The following is a 24,077-nucleotide window of genomic DNA, read 5'->3' as shown; positions in this document are numbered from 1 at the left end:
GCGAACCCGACCTGCCCAACACCCCAACCAATCAACATCAACCAATACTCACGCGTCCAAAGAGCCACACCACCAACCATCGGTGGATTCAGGCTCAGTCGACCAGCGCGGAGTAGACCAGTTGGCGCAGCTGGGAGCGGAGCGGGTACGTGCTGGAGGGCATCAGCTGGGTGAAGAGCAGCGCGGTGACCTCCTCCACCGGGTCCACCCAGAACGCGGTGCTGGCCATGCCGCCCCAGTAGTACTCGCCCACGCTGCTGGGCACCCGGGCGGGCACCGGGTCGAGCACCACGGCGAAGCCGAGGCCGAAGCCGATGCCGTCGAGGACCGTCTCGGCGAAGCCCTCCGGGGAGAAGGACGCCAGGTCCCGGTCGCCGGGCAGGTGGTTGCGGGCCATGAAGCGCACCGTCCGCGGGCCGAGCAGGCGCACCCCGTCGAGCTCGCCGCCGCGCAGCAGGAACTGGGTGAACCGGTGGTAGTCGGCGGCCGTGGAGACCAGCCCGCCGCCGCCGGAGAACCAGCTCGGCTCGGCCAGCGCGGCCCGGCCGATCGCGTCCGCGCGCACGGCCCGGCCGGTCGCCGGGTGCGGGGCGTAGAGGGCGGCCAGCCGCTTGGCGTCCGGCTCGTCGACCCACCAGCGGGTGTCGGTCATGCCGAGCGGACGCAGGATCCGCTCGGCGAAGAAGGCGCCCAGCGACTGCCCGGAGACGACCTCCACGAGCCGGCCGAGCACGTCGGTGGAGACGCCGTAGTTCCAGCTGGTGCCCGGCTGGAAGAGCAGCGGCAGCCCGGCCAGCCCCGCCGAGGCCGCGGCCAGGTCGGCGCCCGGCGGCACGCCGAGGTCGAAGCCCGCCTTGCGGTAGAGGCCGTCGACCACCGAGACCTGGGCGAAGCCGTACGTCAGGCCGGCGGTGTGGGTGAGCAGGTGCCAGACCCGGATCGGCTCGACCGCCGGCACCGTGTACGGCTTGAGCACCGAGCCCCGGTCGTAGACCCGCACGTCGGCGAACTCCGGCAGCCAGCGGCTGATCGGGTCGGTCAGCTCGAACCGGCCCTCCTCCCAGAGCATCATGGCGGCGACCGAGGTGATCGGCTTGGTCATCGAGTAGATCCGCCAGAGGGTGTCCGCCTCGACCGGCGCCCCGGCCTCCCGGTCCCGCAGCCCGTACGTCGACGAGTGGGCGATCTCGCCCCGGCGGGTCACCACGATCTGCCAGCCGGCCAGCCGGTCGTCGTCGACGTACCTGGCGAAGTGCTCGTCAATCCGCGCCAGCCGCGCGGGGTCGAAGCCGATACGGTCCGGGTCGGTGCTCACGGCCACGCTCACGCCGCCGAACCTACCGCCCGGTAGGCGTGCCGGGAAGTGTCGGCGGCCCCACTAATCTGGGCCACATGCCGGAGCCCGTCGAGGACGTCACCTACCGCCAGCAGGACTGGTACGCCGAGGAGCTGGCCGACCGGCACTTCGTGCGCTGCGAGTTCTTCCACGTCGACCTCACCGAGGCGGTCAGCCAGGGGGCGGTCTTCACCGACTGCGTCTTCGGCAACGTGGCCTTCAACGCCTCCCGGCACACCGACTCGGCCTTCACCCGCTGCACCTTCAAGCGGTGCAACCTGTTCGAGGCCGAGTTCACCGGCTGCAAGCTGCTCGGCAGCAGTTTCGACCAGTGCGACCTGCGCCCGCTGCGGATCGACGGCGGCGACTGGTCCTTCGTCGGCCTCCCCGGCGCCGACCTGCGCGGGGTGCGGTTCACCGACGTACGCATGCGCGAGGTCGACCTGACCGGGGCGGACCTGACCGGGGCGACCGTCACCGGTGTCGACCTCTCCGGCGCCCAACTGCACGCGGCCAAGCTGGTCCGGGCCGACCTGCGCGGCAGCGACCTGACCGCGCTCGACCCGACGGCGGTGCAGCGGGCCGGCGCGATCATCGACGCCGAGCAGGCGATCGTGCTGGCCCAGGCGCTGGGCTTCGAGATCCGCTGACCCCGTCCGGAAAGACGACGTACCGTGTCAGGTTTTCCTGCCAGGCTGGTCGGCATGGCACAGTGATCGAGAGCTGGCATCCCGACCGGGGGTTGGTGCGGCGCGAGCGGCGGTGAGCCCGCCGCGGCTGTCGGGAAAATGCCTCGCGTCGACGGCTTCTCGGAGATCGGCACGTGTGTCATCCTCCCTGCGGCGGTCCCCGGCGCGACCGCGACGCCGGTGGCCGAGGGAGGGGTCGGTGGCTGAGGACGAACTCACGCAGACCGGTATCCGGGTCGGGCGGTGGCTGCCGGCCGTGCCGGCCGAGCCGCGACCCGGTGCGGCCGGCGGGCCACGCCGGCTGCCCGGCGCCCCGGACGATCCGATCCCGCCGCCGCACGCCCCGGTCCCGCCGCCGCATGCCCCCGGGGCCGGGTCCGCCGGCGAGCCGGTGCCCGCGCCCGGGCCGGCGTCCGCCGCCGAGCCGGCGTCGCGGTCGGCGACCGGGCCCGCCCCGACCCCGGCCCGCGCGCCGCGATCGGGCCCAACGGCCGGGCCGGAGCCGGACGCCGTCGCGCCCGCCGGGTCGCGCCGGGTCGCGCCGGTCCGGCACTCCTCCCGGGAGAGCGCCACGGGCCGGTTCGCCGAGCTGGTCGGCCCGGCCGCCAGCAAGGTCCGGGTGGCCGTCGGGGTCGCACCGGACGGCCCGGTCACCCGGGTCGGCGTGGCTCGGGCCCGGCGCCGGCGCCGCCGGGTGCTGCTGGGCGTCGCCGTGCTGGCCGTGCTGGTGCTGGCCACCGGGTACGTCGTGCGGGAGCAGGACGCGGGCCGCGCGCCCGCGGTGTCGGCGGTGCTGCCGGGCGGCGGCGCGCCGGCGTCCGACCCGGTGGCGCCACCGCCCACCGTCGTGGCGGTCACCGGGAATCCCGCCCTGCCCGGCGGGCCTCTGCTCAGCGTCGGCCAGGAACGGGTCCCCACGCTGGTGGACCTGACCGTGCTCGGCGCGCGGGACTGGATCCACTGGGGTGGCAGCGGTGCCGACAGCGTGCAGCGCAAGCAGGTCGGCACGGGGGAGATCCGCGACCCGGGCGGGGCGCGGCTGGAACACGCCGCCAGCGGCTCCGGATTCGCCTGGACCGACGGCACCCCGGCGGCCCGGCAGGACGGGACCCGGTCGGGGGTCTTCCAGCGCGGCGCCGGGAGGAGCTTCGCGGTGGCCGTGGCCGGCAGCAACGACCTGCGGACGGTCCGGCTCTTCGTCGGCGCCTTCTCGGCGTCCGCCCGCCTCGAGGTCCGGCTCTCCAGCGGCGGCGACCCCGCCGTCCGCGAGGTGCCGCTGGCCGCCGGGGACCGGTTCTTCCAGTACGTCATCCAGTTCCGCGCCCCGCGCGGGGCCCAACTGCTGGTCACCTGGCGGGCGTTGACGGTGGTCGGTGGCGAGAACGACGGGGTGACCATGGAGGCGTTGGCCGTCAGCTGAGCGCGACGGTACGGTGTCGCCACGAAGGGCGAAACTTCCTTCCGCCGACATATGGCGCACCGTGGGCCATCGTGGAAATGTGAGGCGCGGTCGCGCCCTGCTCGTCCCGGCGGTCGGGGCCGGGCGGGAGCGGGAGGTCACGTGGGTCCGGAAGACCACGGTCCGGCGGGCGGCCGGGCGTCGTACCGGTATGCGCAGACGCGATCGGCGCTGCGCCGCGTCATCCGGAGCCGGCGGCGCCGCCGCTGGCTGCTGGAGGCGGCGGTCGCCGTCGCCTGCCTCGCCGCCGTGGCCAGCTACCTCGGCACCGAGCAGCACCCCACGCCACGGCGGGAGCAGAGCGTGCTGCCCGCCGCGCCCAGTGGCCGGCCGGTCCTGCCGTCCCCGGGCGGACCCGGGGTCGAGGGCGTGGCGGTGACCCCGGGGCTGCACCCCCGGCAGCGCACCCCGTCGCCGTCACCCTCGCCCGACCCGGCGCCGTCCACGGCACCCCCCGCGCCGAGCCTGGCGGTCAGCCAGGCCGACGTGCCGGCCCTGGTCGACCTGACCGCGGCCGGCCCGACCGACTGGGTCCACTGGGGGCTGCTCGACTCCGGCGCGCCGGTGCACAAGCGCCGGGGCTCCCGCGAGATCCGCGACGAGGGCGGCCGGGGCCGGCGGGTCGCCTACCGCAACAACCCGGAGGAGTACGCCTGGCAGGACGGCAATCCGGTCGGCGCGGCGCGCGGCACCCAGGCCGGGGTCTACACCTGCGGCGCGGGCAACGGCTTCAGCCTCTCCGTGGCCGGTGACGGGCGGCAGCGGACCGTACGCCTCTTCGCCGGGCTCTGGATGGCCCGGGCCCGCCTCGACGTGCGGCTCTCCTCCGGCGGCCCGACCAGGACGCTGCGGTTGGAGGACCCGCACACCGCCCGCACCGCCGAGTTCACCGTCCGGTTCCGTGCCGCGCGGGGCGCGAAGCTGCTGCTCAGTTGGACGGTGGAGCGGGCGCTGGGGGACTGCGGCAACGTCAGCCTCCAGGCGGTCGCGCTGCGCTGAGCCGAGGTTCGCCCGGTGCGCTGGCCGACCCGGAGGTAGCGTGGCCAGGATCGGAGGATCCGGAGGGGAGTGCCGATGACGGCGAGCGAACAGGTGCTGGACAGCCCGCAGGGTTGGGTCGCCGACCACATCCGGCGGTACGTCGCGACCGGCGGCGCCGAGGGCCACGAGTGGCGGCCCGGCGTCTTCACGCTGCTGCTGACCACCCGGGGCCGGCGCTCCGGCAAGCTGCGGCGCACCGCGCTGATCTACGGCCGGGACGGTGACGCCTACCTGGTGGTGGCCTCCCAGGGCGGCGCGCCGCAACACCCCGCCTGGTATCTGAACCTGCTCGCCGATCCGCTGGCTCAGGTGCAGGTCGGTGCCGAGACGTTCGCCGTCCGGGCCCGCACCGCGACGCCGGAGGAGAAGCCCCGGATGTGGCGGACCATGACCGCCGTCTGGCCGGCGTACGACGAGTACCAGACGAAGACCGACCGGGAGATCCCGGTGGTGGTGCTGGACCGGGTCTGAGCCGTCGGGACAGTTTGTCCGTCGCGGCCGTCGCGGGGCGTTCTACGGTTCCGATGTTCCGTCCGACCATCCCCTGTGGAGGCTCGACCGATGAGCAGCAGTGCGCCCGTCGCCCGTCCCGTCGCCCCGTCCGGCGTGGGTGACTCCTCCGGCGACGTGCTGCGGGAGATCCCGCTGCCGCCGTACGTGACCGGCGAGGACGCCCAGTTCGCGGTGCGCGCGGTGGTGGTGCACGCGCCGCGCCGCTGGTCCGGCGGGACGATCTGCCGCAACGACGCCAGCCCGCACCCGTGCCGGCTGCACCGCTGGGGCCGCCGGGTGCTGGCGCTGCGCGGCCTGCCGCCGGCCGAGATCGACGCGCTGATCGAGCGGGGTGACCCGGCCGCCGTGCCGAGCCAGCCCCGGCCGGGCGCCTGAGCCGGCGCGGCGCGCCGGGCCCCGATCCCCCCTCCCGACCGGGGCCCGCCGCCGCTCAGCAGAGGATCGGCTTCACCCACGCGCACTCCAGGCCCTCGGGGACCCGGGGCGACTCCGGCGCCGCCGGCACGGCCAGCCGCGCCGTGCTCGTCCCCTTCTCGCTGTACGACGCCAGCGCGATGGCGATCTGATCCTCCAGCCCCTTGACCGACGAGGTCAGGTAGTTGTTGAGCACGACGGAGAAGGCCAGCAGGTGTCCGTCGGTGTCGGTGACGTAGCCGGAGAGGCTGGACGCGCCGGTCAGGCTGCCGGTCTTGGCGTGCACGTTGTCCGCCGCCGGGGTGCCCCGCATCCGGCTGCGCAACGTCCCGCCGACGAAGCGTTCCGGGTTGCCGGCCACCGGCAGCGCGGCGTACCAGGTGTCGAACCAGGGTTCGGCGCGGACGGCCGACAGCAGCCTGACGAACTGGGCCGGCGGGATCATGTTGCGCCGGGACAGCCCCGAGCCGTCGCGCTGGCGCAGCGTGCCGGTGTCCATTCCGGAGTCACCGACGTACTCGCCGATCGCGGTGAGCCCGGCGGCCCAGGTGCCGGAGCCGGAGAGCACCCGGCCGAGTTCCTTGGTGAGCACCTCGGCGTGGCCGTTGTTGGAGAGCTTCAGGAAGGGCACCATCAGCTCGGAGAGCGGCATCGAGTCGTGCCGGGTGACGATCTTCGCGGCGTCGGGGGTGGACCGGCCGAGCACGGTCCGGCCGAGGACGCGTACGCCGTGCTGTTGCAGCGCCGCCCGGAAGATGTCGGCGGCGTACCCGGTCGGCTCCCACACCGTCATCCAGTCGCTGGTCGGGTCCTCGCCGACGGCGATCTGCCCGGTCACCACGATGGTGTTGCCGCCGTGCTCGCGTTCGAAGGAGATGGTCGTCTCGCCGGTGGCGACGGTCTCGGCCCGGTTGTCGATGCGCAGCCAGCCGTTGGCCGGGGTCATGGTGACCGCGGGCCGGGCCCCGGCCTGGCCGGCCGGCGCGGCGTGCACGATCACCGTGCCGGCATCGTAGTCGGTGTCCGGGGCGACGGTCAGCGCGGACACCTGGGCCGCGTAGTAGTAGGACTCGTCGTCCCAGGTCCAGTCCAGGCCCAGCCGGGTCCGGTCGTAGCGGGTGTCGTCGGCGACCAGGTTGCCGGTCACCACCCGGACGCCCTCGGCGGCGACCTGGGCGGCCAGCCGGTCGTAGTCCTCGGCGAGCATCGTCGGGTCGCCGCCGCCGCGCAGGTACAGGTTGCCGGCGAGCAGCCCGGCCCGGCGTACGCCGTCGCTGGCGACGTCGGTGGTGAAGCGGTGGCCGGGGCCGAGCAACTCCATCGCCGCGGTCGAGGTGAGCAGCTTGGTGTTCGAGGCGGGAACGAGCCGCCGGTCGCCGTTGCGGTCGTAGAGGGTCTGTCCGGTGCGGGTGTCCACGACCACCACGCCCGCCTGGGCCCCGGCGAGCCGGGAGTCGGCCAGGACGGCGTCGATGGTCGCGTGCAGCCGGGTCTGCGCGGGGGTGGGCGCTTCGGCGGTGGCGGTGGTGGCGCCGGCGGTGGTCGCGGTGGCGACCAGGGCCAGCACCGTCAGTGCCCCGATGGAGTGACGACGATGCATGCGTCGATGCTGCCACGGCGCTTTCTGCCGGAGAAGAGCCAACGATGAAAACTTATTTCCGAACCGCTCCGATTACCCGCTTCGGAGCCCGGCAAACCGCTGGTCAGTCATTCGTGGCCGGCCGTGCCGGCCACGGTGTCGACTGATCCGGCTCTATTTGACGGATGCCTGGGCAGCGGGCAACGTAGGCCGTGAAGGGCCTTTCGACCTGCCCTGGTTTGCACGGCGAAGACCCATTCGCCATCCCGGGTGCGTACCCGGCCGCGCGGCGACGAACCGGCCGCGATCCCGACCCAGCCACGAGGAGTTCCGCCATGCTGACCATGACCGAGAACGCGATTCTGGTGATCCGCGACCTCGCCAACCAGGAGGACGTCGGCGAGGCGGGCGGGCTGCGGATCGCCGCCGACACCGACGCCGGTTCGCTCTCCATCGAGCTGGTCCCCGAGCCCACCCAGGGCGACCAGGTGGTCGACAACCAGGGCGCCCGGATCTTCCTCGACCAGGACGCCGCCGAACTGCTCAACGACACCTCCGTCGACGCGGTCGTCGACGACGAGGGCGTGGTCCAGTTCGGCTTCACCGGGCAGGAGTGACTCACCCCGCGCGGCGGGACTCGCCGCGCGGGGCCCGGCCGGCGCGCCGCTCCGGCCCGTCCGGACCGGCCCGCCACGGCCCGTCGCGCTGCTCCCGGTCGGGGCGGAGCAGCGCGGCCAGCACGTGCGCCAGATGGTGCGAGGTGCTCCAGGCCGCCCAGTTCGCCGGCGAGCCGGCGCCCGCGCCCCGCCGCGCCCGGCGCAGGATCTCGTGGTCGCCCCAGGAGAAGCCGGCCCCGGCGGCCGGCCACCACGGCGCGGCGACCAGCGTCCGGCACAGGTCGGCGAAGCGCTCGTCGCCCCGGCCGCCCCGCCGGGACCAGCGGTAGATCCACCACCCGCCGTCCGTGGTGTAGCGCAGCGTCGGCAGCCGGTCGCCCGGGACGTCGTCGGCGCCCCGCGCCGCGCAGCCCACCCCGTAGTCGCCGTACCCGACGTCGAGGTCGGCCAGGCCGCGCCAGAGCTGCCAGTCGAAGCGCTCCAGCCGGACCGGCTCGTCGGCGGGCAGGCGGGCCACGGCCGGCGGCATCCCGCCGGCGGCCACCGTGACCGAACGCCAGGCGTGCCGGCGGGCCCAGCCGGCCAGCCGCCGGACCCGGGGCTCGGCCAGCCGGACGTCGGCCGGGCAGCACACGTCTCCCGCGTCGATGAGCAGGTCGCACTGCTCGGGCACGAGGCGGGTCAGCCGCCACACCCGCTCCACTGCCCCGGTCGTCGCGTCCGGGCCGGCCCGGTCCCGGCCGGTCCGCAACCGCACCACCGCCCGGGCGTGGGCCCGCGCCGCCGTCCCGTGCGCCACCAACCGCCGGTCGCTGTCCGCGAGCCCGATCACCGGCACCAGCGGTACGCCCCAGCGGGCCGGCTCGCTCTCCGGACGGTCCGGTAGGGCCGAGACGTCGACGGCGGGCAGCAGCCCCGCCGGCAGCCGGCCGAGCAGGTCCACGGTGCACGCGTCGACCGCGTGGACGTCGATGACCGGGGCGAGCAGCGGAGCGAGGGCGTCGTCGAGATGGGCCAGCGCCTCCAGCTCACCCCGCCGACCGGCCAGCACCGGGCGGTAGACCGGTTCCGCCGCCCGCCCTCCGTGGGCGGGCACCATACTTCAATGTATCGGCCCCATCGCGCTGCGCCACCGGCTTCCCGGACGCCGTTGACATGTCCTCCCTCCGGGTGGTGACATGGGCGCGCGGGCACACGCCGGGCATGGACGGGCAGCCATGACCCCCTCTTCGAGCCGATCCCGCGTGGGTCGGCCCGCCCGGAAGGCCTTTCCCCATGACCTCGCGTACCCGCCTGCGGCTCGTGGCCGCCCTGGCCGCCGCCGCGGCCGCGCTGCTCGCCGCCGGACAACTGCCCGCGCTCGCGGTCGACGACCCGCCCGCGCCGGTGACCGGCAACGCCACCCACTTCGACGGCCTCGGCGCCCCGTACGGCGGCTGTGGCCTGCCGCAGTCCGAACTGGACAGCCAGGACTTCGTCGCGCTCAACGTGTACAACCTGCCCGGCGACTACTCGTCGTTCCCGACCCGGCCGCTGCCCCCGTCCGAGGCGGACCGGATCGGGCTGTGGAACAACGGCCTCAACTGCGGTCGGTTCGTCACGGTGACCATCGGCGACCGGTGCACCGGGATCAACGACGGCGCTCCCGGCCAGCCGTTCTGCCGCAACGGTTCCTGGGTCGCGGACGGCTACAACGGCGCCACCCTCACCATGGTGGTGGCGGACTCCTGCGGCGACGGCAACGCCTGGTGCCGCGACGACCCGTACCACCTGGACCTGGCCACCGGGTCGCTGAACCGGTTCGCCCGCAACGGGGTCCCGGTCGGTGACCTGTACCCGAACCACTGGAACAACCGGCACGTCTCCTGGTCGTTCGTCCCCGCGCCCAACTACAGCGGGGACCTGCGGATCGGCTTCCTCCAGGGCGCGCAGCGGTACTGGCCGGCCATCGCGGTCTCCCACCTGCCCAACGGCATCCACGGCGTGGAGTACCTGGCCGACGGGGCGTGGCGGGCCGCCACGATGAACAGCGACATGGGCCAGTCGTACGTGATCGGGGCCACCACGTCCGGCGGCACCGACTTCCAGATCCGGGTCCGGGACGCCGCCGGCACGCTGGTCAACGGCGGCCGGGTCTACCGGTTCGCCCTGCCGGCCGGGTGCGGCGGCACGTGTTCGGCCGCGTACACCCCGGTCAGCTACACCACCTCGGACGGCACCGGCCCGACGGCCTCCCCGAGCGCGTCGGTATCGCCGAGCGTGACGGTATCGCCGAGCGTGACGGCGTCCCCGAGCGTGACGGGTTCGCCGAGCCCGACGGGCGGTCCGTCGCCGTCGGCCGGGTGCGCGGCGAGCTGGCGGGTGACCGGGACGTGGAGCGGCGGGTTCCAGGGCGAGGTGACCGTCCGCAACACCGGCGCGGCCCCGATCGCCGGCTGGACCACCAGGTTCGACTTCCCGGCCGGTCAGCGGCTGGCCAGCTCCTGGAACGCCACCGCCGGCCAGTCCGGCAGCGAGGTGACCGCGACCAACGCGAGCTGGAACGGCGCCCTCCCGGCCGGCGGCACCACCAGCTGGGGGCTGGTGGCCACCGGCGACGCCGCGACACCGACCGGCCTGGCCTGCACCGCGCGCTGACCCGCCACCCCGCACCATGGCCGGCAACGGCGACGGGCCCGGACGCCACGCGCCCGGGCCCGCTCGCCGGTGGTCAGTCGTCGTCGCCACCGTGGTCGTCGGCGCCATCGTGGCCACCGTGGTCATCGTTGCGGTCGTCGGTGCCCCGGTCGTCGCCGCCGGCCCGCCGGCCGCCGTGGTCGTCGTACCGGTCGTCGGTGCCCCGGCCGTCCCGGTCGTCGAGCCGCTTCCGCTCGACCTCGACCACGGCGCCGTCCTGCCGGTCGACCTTCACCTCGTAGGTCACCCCGTCCCGGCTCACCTTGACGCTCCACACCGCGCGCCCGTGCTCGGTCTCGGCCTCGACCTCGATGATCCGCCCGCCGCCGGTCCGGGCCAGCGCCACCGCCCCGGCCCGCCGCGAGTCCACGCCGGTGGCACCGGGCGCGACGGTGGCCGTCGGATCGCGGTCGGCGGCCGCGGTGGGGCCGTCGTCGCCGGTCGTGCTCGTCGGGCCGTCGCCGGCGGTCCGGCTCGTCGCCACGGCGGCCGGGCCGGAGCGGTCGGCCACCTGCCCGCCGAGCGCGGCGCCGGTGACGGCCAGCACCGCGGCCCCGCCGGCCGCCGCCAGTACCAGGGAAGTACGTCGCATGATCTCCACCTCTCCTCGGTTGTGTCATCGAGGATCGGTCCGGGCCGGATAGTCCCGCGCTACCCCCGTTCTAAGCCCGGGTTAAGACCGCGGCGGCCCGAGCCGGAGCAGCACGAGCGCGCCGCCGTCCGGCCCGCTGCCCAGCTCCAGCCGGCCGCCGGCGGCCCGGGCGGCCCGGTCGGCGATGTCCAGCCCCAGCCCGGTCGACCCGGCCCGGCTGACGCCCCGGCGGGCGGCGCCGGCCGGCAGGCCCGGCCCGGCGTCGGCGACGGTCAGCACCACCCCGGCGGGATCCGGCACGAGCCGCACGGTGAAGGGCGTGCCGTCCGGGGTGTGCGCGAAGACGTTGCCCAGCAACGCGTCCACCGCGGCCGCCAGGTCGTCGCCGTCGACCCCGACCGGCAGCGGGCCGGGCGCGAGGTCCAGGGTGACCGTCCGCCCGGTGTCCTCGGCGAGCACCGACCAGAACGCCACCCGCTCGCCGACCACGGCCGCCGCGTCGCAGTCGGCGCCGCCGCCCGGCGGTCCGGTGCGCCAGCGGGCCTGCCGGATCACCCCGGTGACCGCCCGTTCGAGCCCGTCGACCGCGGTGGTCAGCCGGGCCGCGTCGTCCGGGTCGCGCAGCGACTCGGCCTCCAGCCGCAGCACGGTCAGCGGGGTGCGCAGCCGGTGCGACAGGTCGGCCACCTGCTCGCGCTCCTCGCGCAGCAGCACCTGGATCCGCCCGGCCAGGTGGTTCAGGGCGCCCGCCACCTCGCGCAGCTCGGCCGGGCCGGCCGGCTCCACCCGGGCGTCCAGTTCGGCCTTGGCGAGCCGGTGGGAGACCGCGGAGAGCGCGGCGATCGGCCGGACCAGGGTGGCGGCCAGCCGGTCGGCGACGACCAGCCCGACCAGCACGAGCAGCACGCCGAGCAGCGCCAGCACCAGCCACGCCCGGGCCACCCCGGCGGTCAGCTCCGACCGGGGCACCACGGTGCGGATCACCCCGGTCCCGTCCGGGCGGCCCTGCACCGCGATGACCACCTCCCGCCCGCCGGCCGACTCGGCGGTCAGGCTCTGCCCCCGGGCGGCGAGGGCCACCGCCGGCGTCCGGGGCGCGGGCGTGCCGAGCACCGTGCCGTCCGGCAGGTAGACGCTGACCTGGCGGCCGGAGGCCGCGGTGAGCTGCTCGACGGTCAGCCGCACGGTGTCCGGGTCAGCCGTGCCGACCACCGGGGCCAGGCTCTGCGCGTCGGCGGTGGCGCGTACGGTCGCCCGGTCCGCCGCGACGGTCCGCACCAGCAGCGCCAGCGGCACCAGGAAGGCGGTCAGGACCAGCACGCTGACCGCGGCGACGAGCAGCGCCAGCCGGCCCCTCACCGGCCGTCCCCGGGGGCCGCCAGCCGCACCCCGACCCCGCGCACGGTGTGCAGGTAGCGCGGCTCCTGCGCGCGCTCGCCCAGCTTGCGCCGCAGCCAGGACAGGTGCACGTCGACGGTCTTGTCGGCGCCGCCGTACGGGATCCGCCAGACCTCGGTGAGCAGTTCCCGCTTGGTGACCACCTGCCCGGCCCGGCCGGCCAGGTGGTGCAGCAGGTCGAACTCCCGAGGGGTCAGCTCGACCGGTATGCCGTCCAGGCTCACCTGCCGCGAGCGCGGGTCGATCCGCAGCCCGCCGACCACCAGGGTGGGGTCGGCCGCCGTGGCGTCGCCGGCGGTGCGGCGCAGCACGGCCCGGGCCCGGGCGTCGAGCTGGGCGGCGGTGAACGGTTTGACGAGGTAGTCGTCCGCGCCGGCGTCGAGCATCCGGACGATCTCCGTCTCGTCGTCGCGGGCGGTGGCCACGATGACCGGCACCGAGCTGACCGCCCGCAGCATCCGCAGCAGCTCCCGGCCGTCCAGATCGGGCAGCCCGAGGTCGAGCACGACCAGATCGGGCCGGTCGTCCAGCGCGTCGCGCAGCCCTGCCAGCGCGGTCGAGGCCGCGGCGACCGCGTGGCCGCGCTCGCGCAGCGCCCGGAGCAGGGGGGTACGGATCGTCAGGTCGTCCTCGATGAGCAGCAGCCGGGCCACGGTTGGCAGGTTAGCCCCGGCAACCGCCGGTGGCTTCCCCTGTTAACCCTCGCTTAGCGTTCCCCGGTGCCGGGCCCAACCTCGCCTCGGTCAGACTCGACGCATGGGCCGTCGTCCGATCCTCGCCGCCGCCACCGGTTGGCTGGCCGCCACGGTGGTCGCCACCCTTGTCGGGCTGGGCGCGATCCGGCTGGTCGGCGACGGCATCACCGGCACGCCCGGCGGCGTACTCGACCAGGGTGACGTCGAGCGGGCGCTGGCGGCCGCACCGACCGGCGGCGCGACCGGGGCGGCCACGCCGACGGCCGTTCCGGCGAGCCCCACCCGCACGCCGAGCGGCGGGCCGCCGGCCGCCGGCCGGCGGAGTTTCGCCACCGCGGGCGGTACGGCCGTGGCCGAGTGCGGCCCGGCCGGGATCCGCCTGGTCTCCTGGTCGCCCGCGCCCGGCTACCGGGCCAAGGACTCCGACCGGGGGCCGGACGAGCACGTCGAGGTCCGCTTCGTCGGCCCGGAGGGGGAGTACGAGCTGCGCCTGCGATGCGTCGACGGGCGGCCGGCCGCGACCCGGCACGACTGACATATCCGCAGGTCAGGCTGGGTGCGACGGGCTGCGGGAGTCCATGATCTGACGGCTCTGCGGGTGGCTTCGGGGGTGCGGGACCGCATAACTTCGATGACAACGGGGCGATCACCGTCGATCCCCCTTGTCATGACATCTGCGTTTTTGGCGCCGGCGGGAGCCGGTGCTCGGGAGACCCCATGTCCAGCACGAGATCCAGACGGGGATCCGGCGATCAGCCCGCGCCCGGGTCGGCGGAGCTCGCCCGCGCGGACGCCGAGATCGCCAGTTGCCCCCCGGTCGGGCTGCCGCCCAGCGCCCGGGTGCTCTTCGCCGTGGTCGACGCGAACGGCACCCTGGTCCGCGGGCTCGGCGTCACCTCGGCCACCCGGCTGGCCGCCGGCATGTACCAGGTCGTCTTCGACCAGGACGTCACGGCGGCCGGCTACGTCGGCACGGTCGGCATCGCGGCGGGCAGCGGGCTCACGCCCCAGGGCGCCATCACGGTGGCGCCGCGCAGCGGCATCCCCAACGCGGTCTTCGTCGAGACGTACGTCGGCGGGGGGCATCTGGACCGCCCGTTCCACCTGGCCGTCCTCACCTGACCGGCGGGGCGGGCGCGCACACGAGCGCACGGCGCCGTCCGACCGAGGCCGTAACGTCGCCGCGCTCTGGCCGTCTCCCACCATCGCAGCCGTACGGCGGTACGCCAGCGGGGACTTGGCTCGACCGGCACAGGCGTACACCGGTCCTGGGCCACCAGATGCCCGTCCGGACGGGATCCAAACCCCGGGCGGGTGGCGAATTCCACCATCTGCGAGTCCCGGCGTGAGCCGACGGCGCACCGGGTATGTGCGCGTCATGGAGCATTTCACGATCGCGACCGTCGCTGAGAAGAGCCCGGACTTCCGCCGGGTGCTGTGGACCGGGCAGCACACCCAGCTGGTGATCATGACGATCCCGCCGGGTGGCGAGATCGGCGAGGAGGTCCACGAGGACATCGACCAGATCCTCACCTTCGTCAGCGGCACCGGCGAGGCCCGGGTGGCCGGGGAGAAGAAGGAGGTCGTCGCCGGCGACCTGGTGGTGGTGCCCGCCGGGACGAAGCACAACTTCGTCAACACCGGCCCCAACCCACTGGTCCTCTACACCGTCTACGGTCCCCCCGACCACGCCGACGGGGCGGTGCACAAGACCAAGGAGGAGGCCGACGCGGCCGAGGAGGCCGGGGAGGACGAGCCGCCCACCGCCTGAGCGCACCCGCCTGAACGCGACCGGTCCGGGTACCCGGGGCGGGTGCACCAGCCGGCGATCTCCGACTACGGATTTCTCTCCGACTGCCGCTCCGGGGCCCTGGTCGGGCGGGACGGGTCGGTCGACTGGTGGTGCCCGGACCGGTTCGACGCGCCCTCGGTCTTCGGCCGCCTGCTCGACCCGGCCGGCGGGCACTGGCGGATCGCCCCGCTCGCGGCGAGCCGGGTCGAGCGGGCGTACCGGCCGGACACCCTGGTGCTGCGGACGGTCCACCACACGCCGGAGGGGAGCGTCGCGGTCACCGACGCGCTCGCCGCCGAACCGGGCGCCCGGGGACACGAACTGGGGCGGAACTCGCCCGCCGTGCTGGTCCGGGTGGTCGAAGGGCTCTCCGGGCGGGTCCCGATGCGGCTCGACTTCGTGCCCCGGCCGGAGTACGGGATGCTCACCCCGTACCTGCACGGGCAGCCGGGCGGCGGGGTGCTGGCCACCGCCGGGCCGGTGGCGCTGGTGCTGCGCGGCACGGATCAGGAACTGCGCCACGACGGGGACCGGGTCGGCCACACCTTCGAGGTGACCGCCGGCCAGACGGTCGGCTTCGACCTGGCGTACGCGGCGGTGCACCGGGACCCGCCGGCCCGGCTCGACCCGCTCCGGGCGCTGGCCGAGACGGTCCAGGCGTGGGAGGCGTTCCGCGAGTCGCACCGGTACCAGGGGGACTACACCCCGCAGGTGCGGGCGAGCGCCACGGTGCTCACCGGCCTCACGTACGCCCGCAGCGGCGCGGTGGCCGCGGCGGCGACCACCTCCCTGCCGGAGCTGGTCGGCGGCGACCGGAACTACGACTACCGCTTCTCCTGGCTGCGCGACTTCTCGATGACCATGCGGGCCCTCTGGGTGGCGGCCTGCCCGACCGAGGCGTCCCGGCTGTTCGCCTGGGCGGCCCGCTCGATCGGCCGGATCGGCGACGAGCCGGTGCCGGTGCTCTTCGGGCTGGAGGGGGAGCGGGATCTCGCCGAGCACGTCGCCGGGCACCTGTCCGGCTTCGCCGGCAGCCGGCCGGTGCGGATCGGCAACGACGCCTGGCGGCAGCGGCAGCTCGACGTGCCCGGTGAGGTGATCGCGGCGGTGTGGCGGCTGCACGACCAGCTCGGCGAGACCTTCGCCGAGGAGGTGCGGGAGATGGTCATCGGGCTGGCCGGACAGGTCGCGTCGACCTGGCGGTTGCCGGACTGTGGCATGTGGGAGACCCGGGATGCCGAGCGGCACTACGTCTCGTCGAAGGTGCTCTGCTGGGTGGCGCTGGACAAGGCGGTGCGGCTGGCGCCCCGGCTCGGGGAGCGGGCCGACCCGCGCCGGTGGGCGGCCGTCCGGGACGAGATCCGGGCGACCGTGCTGCGCGACGGGTGGCACGAGCGGATGGGCGCGTACACCGGCGCGTTCGGCGCGGCGGAGCTGGACGCGTCGGTGCTGTTCCTGCCGGTGGTGGGCTTCCTGCCGGCCACCGACCCGCGGATGCGTTCCACCATCGCGATGGTGGAACGCGACCTGGGCACCGACGACGGCCTGGTCCGCCGCTGGGACACCGACCCGGCCGGCTTCCTGCTCTGCTCGTTCTGGCTGGTGGAGTGCCTGGTGATGGCGGGGGAGCCGGAGCGGGCCCGGGCGCTGTTCGAGCAGGTCCTCGGGCAGGCCAACGACGTGGGCCTGTTCGCCGAGCAGATCGACCTGAACAGCGGGGCGCAGCTGGGCAACCTGCCGCAGGCGCTGTCGCACATCGGCCTGATCAACGCGGCCTGGCGGTTGACCGACCCGACCAGCGGCTGACCTGCAACATTCCTGCACATCGCAACCATTGACCTCGATCTCTCGGCCGGCCTAGCCTGCTGGTGTCGGTGTTGGGAAAGCCCTTTCCTGCGGCTCCCGCCCACACCACCCCCGCTCCCGGAGACCGGGCCTCCGGCCGGGGCGCACCGACCGTCGCGACCCGTGGCCAGGCGTCGACCCGCCGCCGCGGCGGTCCACCACCACGCGCTTCAAGGAGGACAACCGTGCAGATCACACGCGCCAGACGGCGACGGTCACTGCTGCTCGCGGTGGGCGCCGGCGCCACCGTGGCGGCGCTCGCCGCCGGGATGGGGACCTCGGCCTTCGCCGCCACCGTCTTCTCCGACACCTTCTCCGACGGCGACGCCGCCGGCTGGTCGAAGTCCGGCGGCACCTGGGCGGTCACCGACGGCGCCCTCAACCAGTCCAGCACGAGCAGCGAACTGGCCCGCCAGTTCGCCGGCCAGACGAGTTGGGCCGACTACCAGGTGCAGGCCCGGGTCCGGCCCACCGGATTCGGCTCCGCCACGGCGCTGGTCGGCCTCGCGGCGCGGGCCAGCAGCAGCACCAAGATGTACCGGCTGGCCCTGTTGGGCTCCGGGCGGGCCGAACTCCAGGCGGTCAACGGCAGCCAGATCGCCTCGCTCGGCTCCGCCTCGATCGGGGCGAGCACCGGCACCTGGTACACCCTGCGGATCGAGGCCAGCGGCAGCACCATCCGGGGCTACGTCAACGGCACCCAGATCGCCGCCGGCACCAGCACCATGGTGGGCGCCGGCCGGATCGCCCTGGTCACCGCGTACGCCAGCGGCAGCTTCGACGACGTGACCGTGGACTCGTCGGTCACCACGCCGACCACGCCGCCGTCGACCGGCACCCCGCCGGCCAGCCCCACCCCGACGGCGACCGCCAGCACCCCGCCGTCGACGTCCTGGCCGACGCCCACCGGCAGCGTCAAGGTGGACGCCACCATCGCCGTCCCGGCCAGCGGCTTCGACGGCGGCCTGCGGCGCTACTACGGCATCGGCGACGGCGGGCAGTCGGAGAGCCAGGACCCGATGTTCGAACTGGCCGCCGGCGCCACCCTGCGCAACGTCATCATCGGCGCGCCGGCCGGCGACGGCGTGCACTGCCTCGGCAACTGCACCCTGGTCAACGTCTGGTGGGAGGACGTCGGCGAGGACGCGGCCACCTTCCTCGGCGGCACCACGTACACGGTGGACGGTGGCGGGGCCCGCTCCGCCAGCGACAAGGTGTTCCAGCACAACGGGCCGGGCACCGTCTACATCCGCAACTTCCGGGTGGAGAGCGCCGGCAAGCTCTACCGGGCCTGCGGCAACTGCTCCTCCTCCTACCAGCGGCACGTGGTGCTGGACAACATCACGGCCACCGGCACGAAGGTGCTGGCCGGCATCAACACCAACTGGGGAGACACCGCCCGGTTCACCCGGATCACCATCCTCAACGACCCGAGTCACAACACCCGGATCTGCGTGAAGTACAAGGGCGTGCCGAAGGGCAGCGAACCCACCGAGATCGGCGAGGGTGCCGACGGGGTGAACTGCATCTACTCCGCGTCCGACATCACCTGGCGATAGGCCGCTCCGACGCGGGCCTCCGACTGCCGGGGGCCCGCGTCACGCCATCGGCACGGCGGAGACGTCCACCGTCTCCGGGTACTTGAGGCCGGCGCCGGTGTTCAGCACCACCACCCGCTCGCCGGCCCGGATCCAGCCGCCCGCGCGCAGGTGCCGGGCGGCCGTCAGGCAGGCCGCCCCCTCCGGGCAGAGCAGCAACCCCTCCCGGGCCGCGAAGTCCCGCAGGTCGGCGAGGATCTCGGCATCATCCACCGCGATCGCGGTGCCGCCGCTCTCCCGCAGCGCCGCCAGGATCAGCTCGTCGCCGAGTGGGGCCGGCACCGTGATGCCGTACGCCACGGTGCTGGCGTCCGCCCACGGCGTGGCCCGCGGCTCGCCGGCCGCGAAGGCCCGCACGATCGGCGCGCAGCCGGTCGACTGCACCGCCACGAGCCGGGGCAGCCGGTCCTCCACCCAGCCCAGCTCGCGCAGCTCGTGGATCGCCTTGTGGATGCCGATCAGCCCCACCCCGCCCCCGGTGGGATAGATGATCACCTCGGGCACCTGCCAGCCGAGCTGCTCGACGATCTCGTACCCCATGGTCTTCTTGCCCTCCAGGCGGTACGGCTCGCGCAGCGTGCCGGCGTCGAAGACCCGCCCGGCCGACTCGGCGACCAGCCGGGCCACCCACCGCCCGGCGTCGCTGATCAGCCCGTCCACCAGCCGCAGGTCCGCGCCGGCCGCGACGCACTCCCGGCGGCAGATGGTCGGCGCGGACAGCGGCATGGCGATGGTCGCGCCCAGCCCGGCCCGGGCCGCGTACGTCGCCCAGGCCGCCCCGGCGTTGCCGTTGGTCGGCATGGCGATCCGCTCGACGCCCAGCTCCCGGGCGCGGCTCACGCCCACCGCCGCGCCGCGGGCCTTGAACGACCCGGTCGGGGTCAACCCCTCGTCCTTCACGATCAGGTCGGGGATGCCGATCTCCTGGCCGTAGCCGGGGGCGCGCAGCAGCGGCGTCCAGCCCTCGCCCAGCGTGGTGACGAAGCGCGGATCGGCCACCGGCAGCACCTCCCGATAGCGCCACAGGTCGGCCGGGCGCAGCCCGAACTGCTCGGGGGTCACCGACGCGGCCACCGCCGCCAGGTCGCAGCGGGCCAGCAGCGGCGAGCCGCACCCGCAGAGGTTCTGCGGCTCGTCCGCCGGATGCTCCCGACCGCAGCGCGGGCATTCCAGGTGCGTCAGGTGCACGGTGCTCCTCAGCTCTGGTCGATGCTCAGCCAGTGCCGGCTGCGCCGACCCGGCTCGTACGGGGCGTCGAGGCGCTTCGCCACCACCCCCGGAAGTCCCTGGTCACGGGCGGTTCGCAGGGCGTCCCCGCCGACGCCCGGGAACCACGGCGGAGTCTGCCAGTGTGGGCCGGTCAACGCCAGGCCGTCGAGCAGTTCCCGGCGCTGGGCGTACGGCAGGTCGAGGCTGGTCGCGCCCTCCAGCCAGAGCAGGTCCACGGCGAGGAACTGGCCATCGCGCCGGGTGGGCGCCTTCACCCGGCCACCCGGGTCGATCCGAACCAGCACGCCGTCCAGCACCGCCTCGACCGGCGCCAGTTCCTCGGCCATCGCGCGCAGCCACGGGTACTCCCCGGTGATCTCCTCGTCGGTGTCGCCGAGCAGCCGCAGCCGCCCGCCGGAGACGTACGCCATCGCCCGCACGCCGTCCCAGCGCAGCTCGTACCCCCAGGCGGCCTCGTCCTTCGGCAGCCGTTTCGCGGCAGTGGTGTGCATCGGGCGGACCAGCTCCGGCATCGGCGTCCAGCCCTCCGGCGCGGGGTCGGTGCGGCGGACCATCCAGTCCCGGCCCCGGCCACCGGTGGCGAAGAGCACGTACCGGCCCGTCGTCCGCTGCCCGTCCAGCACCACGATCACCTCGTCGTCGCGCCACTTCTCCGCGCGGTACGTCCCGGCGTCGTGGACGATCATCCGTCCGCCGCCGTACTCGCCGGCCGGGATCTCGCCGTGGAAGGTGAGGTACTCCATCGGGTGGTCCTCGGTGTGCACGGCGAGGTGGTTGCGCCCGGGATCGCGGGGCAGCCCGCGCGGCACCGCCCAGGAGGCCAGCACGCCGTCGTGCTCCAGCCGCAGGTCCCAGTGCAGGCTCCGGGCGTGGTGCTGCTGGATCACGAACCGGGGCCGGCGCCGCGCGCCCCGCTTCCGCTCCGTCGTCGCTGCCGGCACCGGCTCCGGGGTACGCGCCGCGTCCCGCTTCCGCCGGTACTCCTCCAGCCGGTCGCCCACGCCCGTATTCTCCGGCAGGACGCGCCGGATCGCCCGGTTCCCGCCCTTTCTGTCCCGTTCGGCCTGCGCCGGGCGGACGGCATGGCCGCCGCGAACCGGGGTAGAAGCGTCGGTATGGACCTCGACCAGCCCACCGTCCCGCTCACCGGCGACGTCCGGATGCCGCTGCTCGGCTTCGGCACCTGGCAGGCCACCGGCGAGGCCGGGTACGACGCCGTGCTCGCCGCCCTGGACGCCGGCTACCGGCACATCGACACCGCCACCATGTACGGCAACGAGAAGGAGGTCGGCCGGGCGGTCAAGGAGAGCGGCCTGCGCCGCGAGGACCTCTTCATCACCACGAAGCTGCCGCCCGACCGGGTGGGCCGGGAGCGGCAGACCATCGAGGCCAGCCTGGCCGCGCTGGACACCGACCACGTCGACCTGTGGCTGATCCACTGGCCGCCGTCGGCGCCGGGGGACAGCATCCCGGCCTGGCGGGAACTGCTCGCCGCCCGCGACCAGAACCTGACCCGGGCCGTCGGGGTGAGTAACTACAGCATCAGCCAGATCGACGAGCTCATCCAGGCCACCGAGGAGACGCCGGCGGTCAACCAGATCCGCTGGAGCCCGTCGCTGTACGACCGCCACGTGTACGCCGCGCACCGGGACCGGGGGGTGGTGCTGGAGGGCTACAGCCCGTTCAAGACCAGTGACCTGTCGGATCCGGTGCTGGTCCGGATCGCCCAGGCGCACGACGTCTCCCCGGCGCAGGTGGTGCTCCGCTGGCACATCGACCACGAGATCGTGGTGATCCCCAAGTCGGTCACCCCGGAACGGATCCGGGCCAACGCCGACGTCTTCAGTTTCTCGCTCACCGCCGAGGAGATGCGCGACATCGACGCCCTCGGCGGCTGATCTTCCGCTGCCCACCCTTCCCGGCGGCACGGTCCGTACCGCTGGGGGAGCCGGGTCCGGCTCGACCGGGCCGGCGCGCCGGTGATCGACATCGACGCCCGGTATCACTACGACGACGACGGGCAACATCACCCGGATCGAGGACACTCCGACCGGCACCCGGGATGTGCAGTGCTTCACCTACGACTACCTGCGCCGGATGGACCGGGCCTGGACGTCGGGAAGCACGGCGACCGACCCCTGCGCCGGCGGCCCCAGCGTCACCGGGCTCGGCGGGGTGGCCCCGTACCACCACGCCTACACCTTCGACGCGACGGGTAACCGCAAGACCGAGACCCAGTACGCCGCGAACGGCACCTCCCTGCTCGAACGCAGCTACGAGACCCCGCTGGCCGGCCAGGCCCGGCCGCACACGGTCAACAAGCTGACCGAGAAGACCCCGTCCGGGGACCGGCTCTACACCTACGAGTACGACAGCGCCGGTAACACCACCAAGCGCACGAAGGTCGGCGAGGACCAGACCCTGGTCTGGGACGCCGAGGGCAACCTCGAGTCGGTCACCGCCAACAGCAAGACGACCTCCTTCGTGTACGACGTCGACGGGTCTCGGATCCTGCGCAAGGAGCCCGGTACCACGACGCTCTACCTGCCGGGCATGGAGATCCGGCTCAACACCACCACCCACTCGACGGACGGCACCCGCTACTACCCGGTGCCGGGCGGCGGCAGCATCGTCCGCAAGGTCGACGGCGTCCGTTACGTCGCGCCGGACCATCACGGCACCGGCCAGGCGGTCGTCGATGAGGCGGGTGCGATCGTCAACCGGCGGACCACGCCGTACGGGGAGTCCCGCGGGACGCCACCAGGACCGGGGCAGTGGCCCACCGAGAAGGGCTTCGTCAACGGCAACCAGGACAGCAGCACCGGCCTGGTGAACATCGGTGCCCGCGAGTACGACCCGGTCCTCGGGCGGTTCATCTCCATCGACGCGGTGATCGACGTCAACGACCCGCAGCAGATGCACGGGTACGCGTACGCCAACAACAACCCGATCTCGTTCTCCGACCCGGACGGCCTGCGGGCCTGCTCCGACGACGCCTGCGGTCCGGGCGCCGACTACGAGGACATGTACGGCAACTACCACGACGTGCCCGGGCACAACGACGGTTGCCACGGCTGCTCGGGCGCGTACGACCCGCACGCGCCGGCGGAGAACCACCCGCGCGTGAAGAACGGTGGTGGCCCTGACCCGGCGGCGGCCGCGGCGCGGGCCCGGCAGGAGCGTATCGCCAAGGCGAAGGCCATTCTCCTCGAGGCGGGCAAGGCGCTCGCCAAGATCGCGATGGACGAGCTGGGCATCACCGACGCGTTGAACTGCATCACCAAGGGCGACGTCGGCGGCTGTGTCAGCACGGTGATCACCATCGCCAGTTCCTTCGTGGGCGGCATGCTGGGCAAGCTCGCCACCAAGTACGGCGCACCGTGGAAGTGGAAGAAGGGCTACGAACTCGGCGTCCGGGTGAAGAACCTGCTCGGCAAGCTGATCACCGGTGTCAAGGACTTCCTCAAGGCAGGGAAGAAGGTCTGCGACAGCTTTGCCGCCGGAACGTTGGTGCTTCTCGCCAACGGCAGCACTAAACCGATCGAGAAGCTGAAGCCGGGAGATCGCGTCCTGGCCACTGATCCGGTTACCGAAAAGACCGTAGCCAAGACGGTCGTGGCGACGCACATCAACCTGGATCTCCACCTGACGGATCTAACGTTGGCCGTCGGGGGTAAGCAGTTCCTGGTGCAGGGCACGCAGACCCACCCGATCTGGAGTGCGGACCGTGACGATTGGGTGGACGCGGCGAGGTTGAAGGTCGGCGAGCGACTCGCTTCGACCATCAAGGGGAAAGAGCCTGTCTCGGTCAGTGCCGTCAACTCGTACGAGGGCACCGAGGTCAGGTACAACCTCACGGTCGACGACATCCACACGTACTATCTGGTGGCCGGCAGTGCGCCGGTGCTCGTGCACAACTGTTCGCCGAGCGTGGCGAATGGTGCGAGCCTCGATAACATCAGCGGTGTCGATGCTGCGAAGATCCAGGCGACTGCTGACCGGATTGGCAAACCCGTGCATCTCGTGGGTAGTAGGGCCAAGGGCACCGCTGGTCCTGAGTCAGACTGGGATTACGTAGTGACAGGTGCCAACAGCAAGATCAAGGACAAGATCAAGTGGATGGCACCCTCCGGCATCCGAACTGGCCAGGGTAAAGGACTGGACATCTTCACCGGATCTGTTGACGACACTCTGCCGTACATCACATTCCATCCGAAGGGCCTATGTGGATGCAAATGATCCAGGTGGAACTCCTGGCGCGAGAAGGCAACATTGCCGTCCTTCGAATGCCGGACAGGAAATTTCCGGGAATCTTCGTCCAGGGCGATACGATGGCGACGCTTCGAGATCTTCTCGAAGGGGGAGAGGGAAGTGAGCAACTGTCGGATCAGCTAGGTGAGGCCAGAGATCGCCTTGTTGAGCTTCTGCAGTTCTATGAGGCCGCCCTCAAGGCGAACGGCATTGCGGTACCGTACTGAGCGCGTTTGATCGCCGATGGCAGTCCTGAGTCCTTCTGTCCGACCGCCTACCGGGTTAGCTGACGGGTTCGGGCGGGAAGGGAGCCGCCCTACCGCAGCGTGGCTGCGGATTCACCCCGGTTACC

22 protein-coding genes, 1 pseudogene and 1 riboswitch are annotated in these 24,077 nt (G+C 73.7%); of the genes and pseudogenes, 15 read left to right on the top strand and 8 right to left on the bottom strand.

The genetic code is table 11. The features are described from left to right. Nucleotides 1-94 precede the first annotated feature (94 nt). Nucleotides 95-1,327, bottom strand: coding sequence for a serine hydrolase domain-containing protein (locus AB0I11_RS31905; RefSeq protein ID WP_357329197.1), 1,233 nt, complete (start codon nt 1,325-1,327; stop codon nt 95-97). A gap of 65 nt (nt 1,328-1,392) precedes the next feature. On the opposite strand from AB0I11_RS31905, the gene AB0I11_RS31900 reads away from it, so the two are divergent. The 5 genes from AB0I11_RS31900 (at nt 1,393) to AB0I11_RS31880 (ending at nt 5,413) form a co-directional block, all read left to right on the top strand. Beyond that, nucleotides 1,393-1,986 carry a pentapeptide repeat-containing protein gene (locus AB0I11_RS31900; protein ID WP_357329195.1) on the top strand — a complete coding sequence of 198 codons (594 nt, stop codon included), beginning with the start codon at nt 1,393-1,395 and terminating at the stop codon, nt 1,984-1,986. Nucleotides 1,987-2,224: 238 nt separating this feature from the next. Then, a complete protein-coding gene (locus AB0I11_RS31895) occupies nt 2,225-3,445 on the top strand; it encodes a hypothetical protein (RefSeq protein WP_357329193.1) in 1,221 nt (406 codons plus the stop codon). A gap of 141 nt (nt 3,446-3,586) precedes the next feature. Continuing rightward, complete coding sequence (locus AB0I11_RS31890) at nt 3,587-4,483, top strand: hypothetical protein (protein ID WP_357329191.1); 897 nt, start codon at nt 3,587-3,589, stop codon at nt 4,481-4,483. 75 nt (nt 4,484-4,558) lie between these two features. Continuing rightward, nucleotides 4,559-4,996, top strand: a complete 438-nt coding sequence (locus AB0I11_RS31885) for a nitroreductase family deazaflavin-dependent oxidoreductase (protein WP_357329189.1) — start codon at nt 4,559-4,561, stop codon at nt 4,994-4,996. A 90-nt stretch (nt 4,997-5,086) separates the two neighbouring features. Further along, on the top strand, nt 5,087-5,413 hold the full coding sequence (locus tag AB0I11_RS31880) for a hypothetical protein (RefSeq protein ID WP_357329187.1): 327 nt from the start codon (nt 5,087-5,089) through the stop codon (nt 5,411-5,413). A gap of 55 nt (nt 5,414-5,468) precedes the next feature. Here AB0I11_RS31880 and dacB read toward each other — a convergent pair whose 3' ends face one another. Next, a complete protein-coding gene (dacB, locus tag AB0I11_RS31875) occupies nt 5,469-7,052 on the bottom strand; it encodes a D-alanyl-D-alanine carboxypeptidase/D-alanyl-D-alanine-endopeptidase (protein WP_357329184.1) in 1,584 nt (527 codons plus the stop codon). Between the two features lie 314 nt (nt 7,053-7,366). Between dacB and AB0I11_RS31870 the strand changes: the two genes are divergently transcribed. Then, nucleotides 7,367-7,648: an iron-sulfur cluster biosynthesis family protein gene (locus AB0I11_RS31870; RefSeq protein WP_357329182.1), complete on the top strand. Its 282-nt coding sequence runs from the start codon at nt 7,367-7,369 to the stop codon at nt 7,646-7,648. Nucleotide 7,649: 1 nt separating this feature from the next. On the opposite strand, the gene AB0I11_RS31865 is transcribed toward AB0I11_RS31870, so the two are convergent. Then, the gene (locus AB0I11_RS31865; RefSeq protein ID WP_357329180.1) at nt 7,650-8,747 is read right to left on the bottom strand and encodes a hypothetical protein; all 1,098 of its coding nucleotides are present in this window, start codon (nt 8,745-8,747) and stop codon (nt 7,650-7,652) included. Between the two features lie 176 nt (nt 8,748-8,923). Here AB0I11_RS31865 and AB0I11_RS31860 point away from each other — a divergent pair, with 176 nt between their 5' ends. Further along, nucleotides 8,924-10,285 (top strand): cellulose binding domain-containing protein, encoded by a 1,362-nt coding sequence (locus AB0I11_RS31860; RefSeq protein WP_357329178.1) that lies wholly within the window; start codon nt 8,924-8,926, stop codon nt 10,283-10,285. 73 nt (nt 10,286-10,358) lie between these two features. Here the strand turns inward: AB0I11_RS31860 and AB0I11_RS31855 are convergent, their stop codons facing one another. The 3 genes from AB0I11_RS31855 to AB0I11_RS31845 all read right to left on the bottom strand — a co-directional run bounded on the left by AB0I11_RS31855 (nt 10,359) and on the right by AB0I11_RS31845 (nt 12,967). Next, nucleotides 10,359-10,916, bottom strand: a complete 558-nt coding sequence (locus tag AB0I11_RS31855; protein ID WP_357329176.1) for a PepSY domain-containing protein — start codon at nt 10,914-10,916, stop codon at nt 10,359-10,361. Nucleotides 10,917-10,997: 81 nt separating this feature from the next. Further along, nucleotides 10,998-12,275, bottom strand: coding sequence for a HAMP domain-containing sensor histidine kinase (locus tag AB0I11_RS31850; protein ID WP_357329173.1), 1,278 nt, complete (start codon nt 12,273-12,275; stop codon nt 10,998-11,000). Beyond that, nucleotides 12,272-12,967: a response regulator transcription factor gene (locus AB0I11_RS31845; RefSeq protein ID WP_357329171.1), complete on the bottom strand. Its 696-nt coding sequence runs from the start codon at nt 12,965-12,967 to the stop codon at nt 12,272-12,274. The genes AB0I11_RS31850 and AB0I11_RS31845 overlap by 4 nt, the downstream gene beginning before the upstream one ends. A 103-nt stretch (nt 12,968-13,070) precedes the next feature. Here AB0I11_RS31845 and AB0I11_RS31840 point away from each other — a divergent pair, with 103 nt between their 5' ends. The 5 genes from AB0I11_RS31840 (at nt 13,071) to AB0I11_RS31820 (ending at nt 18,205) form a co-directional block, all read left to right on the top strand. Continuing rightward, nucleotides 13,071-13,544: a septum formation initiator gene (locus AB0I11_RS31840; protein WP_357329169.1), complete on the top strand. Its 474-nt coding sequence runs from the start codon at nt 13,071-13,073 to the stop codon at nt 13,542-13,544. A 182-nt stretch (nt 13,545-13,726) separates the two neighbouring features. Then, nucleotides 13,727-14,131 carry a hypothetical protein gene (locus AB0I11_RS31835; RefSeq protein ID WP_357329167.1) on the top strand — a complete coding sequence of 135 codons (405 nt, stop codon included), beginning with the start codon at nt 13,727-13,729 and terminating at the stop codon, nt 14,129-14,131. 256 nt (nt 14,132-14,387) lie between these two features. Next, complete coding sequence (locus AB0I11_RS31830) at nt 14,388-14,780, top strand: cupin domain-containing protein (protein WP_357329164.1); 393 nt, start codon at nt 14,388-14,390, stop codon at nt 14,778-14,780. A gap of 42 nt (nt 14,781-14,822) precedes the next feature. Next, the gene (locus tag AB0I11_RS31825) at nt 14,823-16,607 is read left to right on the top strand and encodes a glycoside hydrolase family 15 protein (protein WP_357329162.1); all 1,785 of its coding nucleotides are present in this window, start codon (nt 14,823-14,825) and stop codon (nt 16,605-16,607) included. Nucleotides 16,608-16,831: 224 nt separating this feature from the next. Continuing rightward, nucleotides 16,832-18,205 carry a pectate lyase gene (locus AB0I11_RS31820; protein ID WP_357329160.1) on the top strand — a complete coding sequence of 458 codons (1,374 nt, stop codon included), beginning with the start codon at nt 16,832-16,834 and terminating at the stop codon, nt 18,203-18,205. Nucleotides 18,206-18,244: 39 nt separating this feature from the next. Here the strand turns inward: AB0I11_RS31820 and AB0I11_RS31815 are convergent, their stop codons facing one another. Then, on the bottom strand, nt 18,245-19,432 hold the full coding sequence (locus AB0I11_RS31815) for a threonine synthase (protein WP_357329158.1): 1,188 nt from the start codon (nt 19,430-19,432) through the stop codon (nt 18,245-18,247). An 8-nt stretch (nt 19,433-19,440) separates the two neighbouring features. Continuing rightward, entirely contained in the window at nt 19,441-20,475 is a 1,035-nt protein-coding gene (locus tag AB0I11_RS31810; RefSeq protein ID WP_357329156.1) for a DNA polymerase ligase N-terminal domain-containing protein, read from the bottom strand. Between the two features lie 114 nt (nt 20,476-20,589). On the opposite strand from AB0I11_RS31810, the gene AB0I11_RS31805 reads away from it, so the two are divergent. From AB0I11_RS31805 to AB0I11_RS31795, 3 genes and pseudogenes are all read left to right on the top strand, one after another. Continuing rightward, nucleotides 20,590-21,372, top strand: coding sequence for an aldo/keto reductase (locus AB0I11_RS31805; protein ID WP_357329154.1), 783 nt, complete (start codon nt 20,590-20,592; stop codon nt 21,370-21,372). Nucleotides 21,373-21,423: 51 nt separating this feature from the next. Further along, nucleotides 21,424-23,395 (top strand): annotated as a pseudogene (locus AB0I11_RS31800) (polymorphic toxin-type HINT domain-containing protein); the annotation flags it as partial. 314 nt (nt 23,396-23,709) lie between these two features. Then, nucleotides 23,710-23,952, top strand: a complete 243-nt coding sequence (locus tag AB0I11_RS31795; RefSeq protein WP_357329151.1) for a hypothetical protein — start codon at nt 23,710-23,712, stop codon at nt 23,950-23,952. A 30-nt stretch (nt 23,953-23,982) separates the two neighbouring features. Continuing rightward, nucleotides 23,983-24,077: riboswitch (cyclic di-AMP (ydaO/yuaA leader) on the bottom strand. This riboswitch is flagged as partial in the annotation.

The organism is Micromonospora sp. NPDC050495 (genome assembly GCF_040655175.1).
GTDB lineage: Bacteria > Actinomycetota > Actinomycetes > Mycobacteriales > Micromonosporaceae > Micromonospora.
This window is presented reverse-complemented; position numbering and strand designations above follow the sequence as displayed.

Bases quoted from the DNA above. Each gene is read 5' to 3' on its own strand.
- AB0I11_RS31805 (WP_357329154.1), top strand. From the start codon at position 20,590: ATGGACCTCGACCAGCCCACCGTCCCGCTCACCGGCGACGTCCGGATG.
- AB0I11_RS31880 (WP_357329187.1), top strand. From the start codon at position 5,087: ATGAGCAGCAGTGCGCCCGTCGCCCGTCCCGTCGCCCCGTCCGGCGTG.
- AB0I11_RS31835 (WP_357329167.1), top strand. From the start codon at position 13,727: ATGTCCAGCACGAGATCCAGACGGGGATCCGGCGATCAGCCCGCGCCC.
- dacB (WP_357329184.1), bottom strand. From the start codon at position 7,052: ATGCATCGTCGTCACTCCATCGGGGCACTGACGGTGCTGGCCCTGGTC.
- AB0I11_RS31830 (WP_357329164.1), top strand. From the start codon at position 14,388: ATGGAGCATTTCACGATCGCGACCGTCGCTGAGAAGAGCCCGGACTTC.
- AB0I11_RS31870 (WP_357329182.1), top strand. From the start codon at position 7,367: ATGCTGACCATGACCGAGAACGCGATTCTGGTGATCCGCGACCTCGCC.
- AB0I11_RS31855 (WP_357329176.1), bottom strand. From the start codon at position 10,916: ATGCGACGTACTTCCCTGGTACTGGCGGCGGCCGGCGGGGCCGCGGTG.
- AB0I11_RS31795 (WP_357329151.1), top strand. From the start codon at position 23,710: ATGATCCAGGTGGAACTCCTGGCGCGAGAAGGCAACATTGCCGTCCTT.
- AB0I11_RS31840 (WP_357329169.1), top strand. From the start codon at position 13,071: ATGGGCCGTCGTCCGATCCTCGCCGCCGCCACCGGTTGGCTGGCCGCC.
- AB0I11_RS31860 (WP_357329178.1), top strand. From the start codon at position 8,924: ATGACCTCGCGTACCCGCCTGCGGCTCGTGGCCGCCCTGGCCGCCGCC.
- AB0I11_RS31865 (WP_357329180.1), bottom strand. From the start codon at position 8,747: ATGGTGCCCGCCCACGGAGGGCGGGCGGCGGAACCGGTCTACCGCCCG.
- AB0I11_RS31885 (WP_357329189.1), top strand. From the start codon at position 4,559: ATGACGGCGAGCGAACAGGTGCTGGACAGCCCGCAGGGTTGGGTCGCC.
- AB0I11_RS31900 (WP_357329195.1), top strand. From the start codon at position 1,393: ATGCCGGAGCCCGTCGAGGACGTCACCTACCGCCAGCAGGACTGGTAC.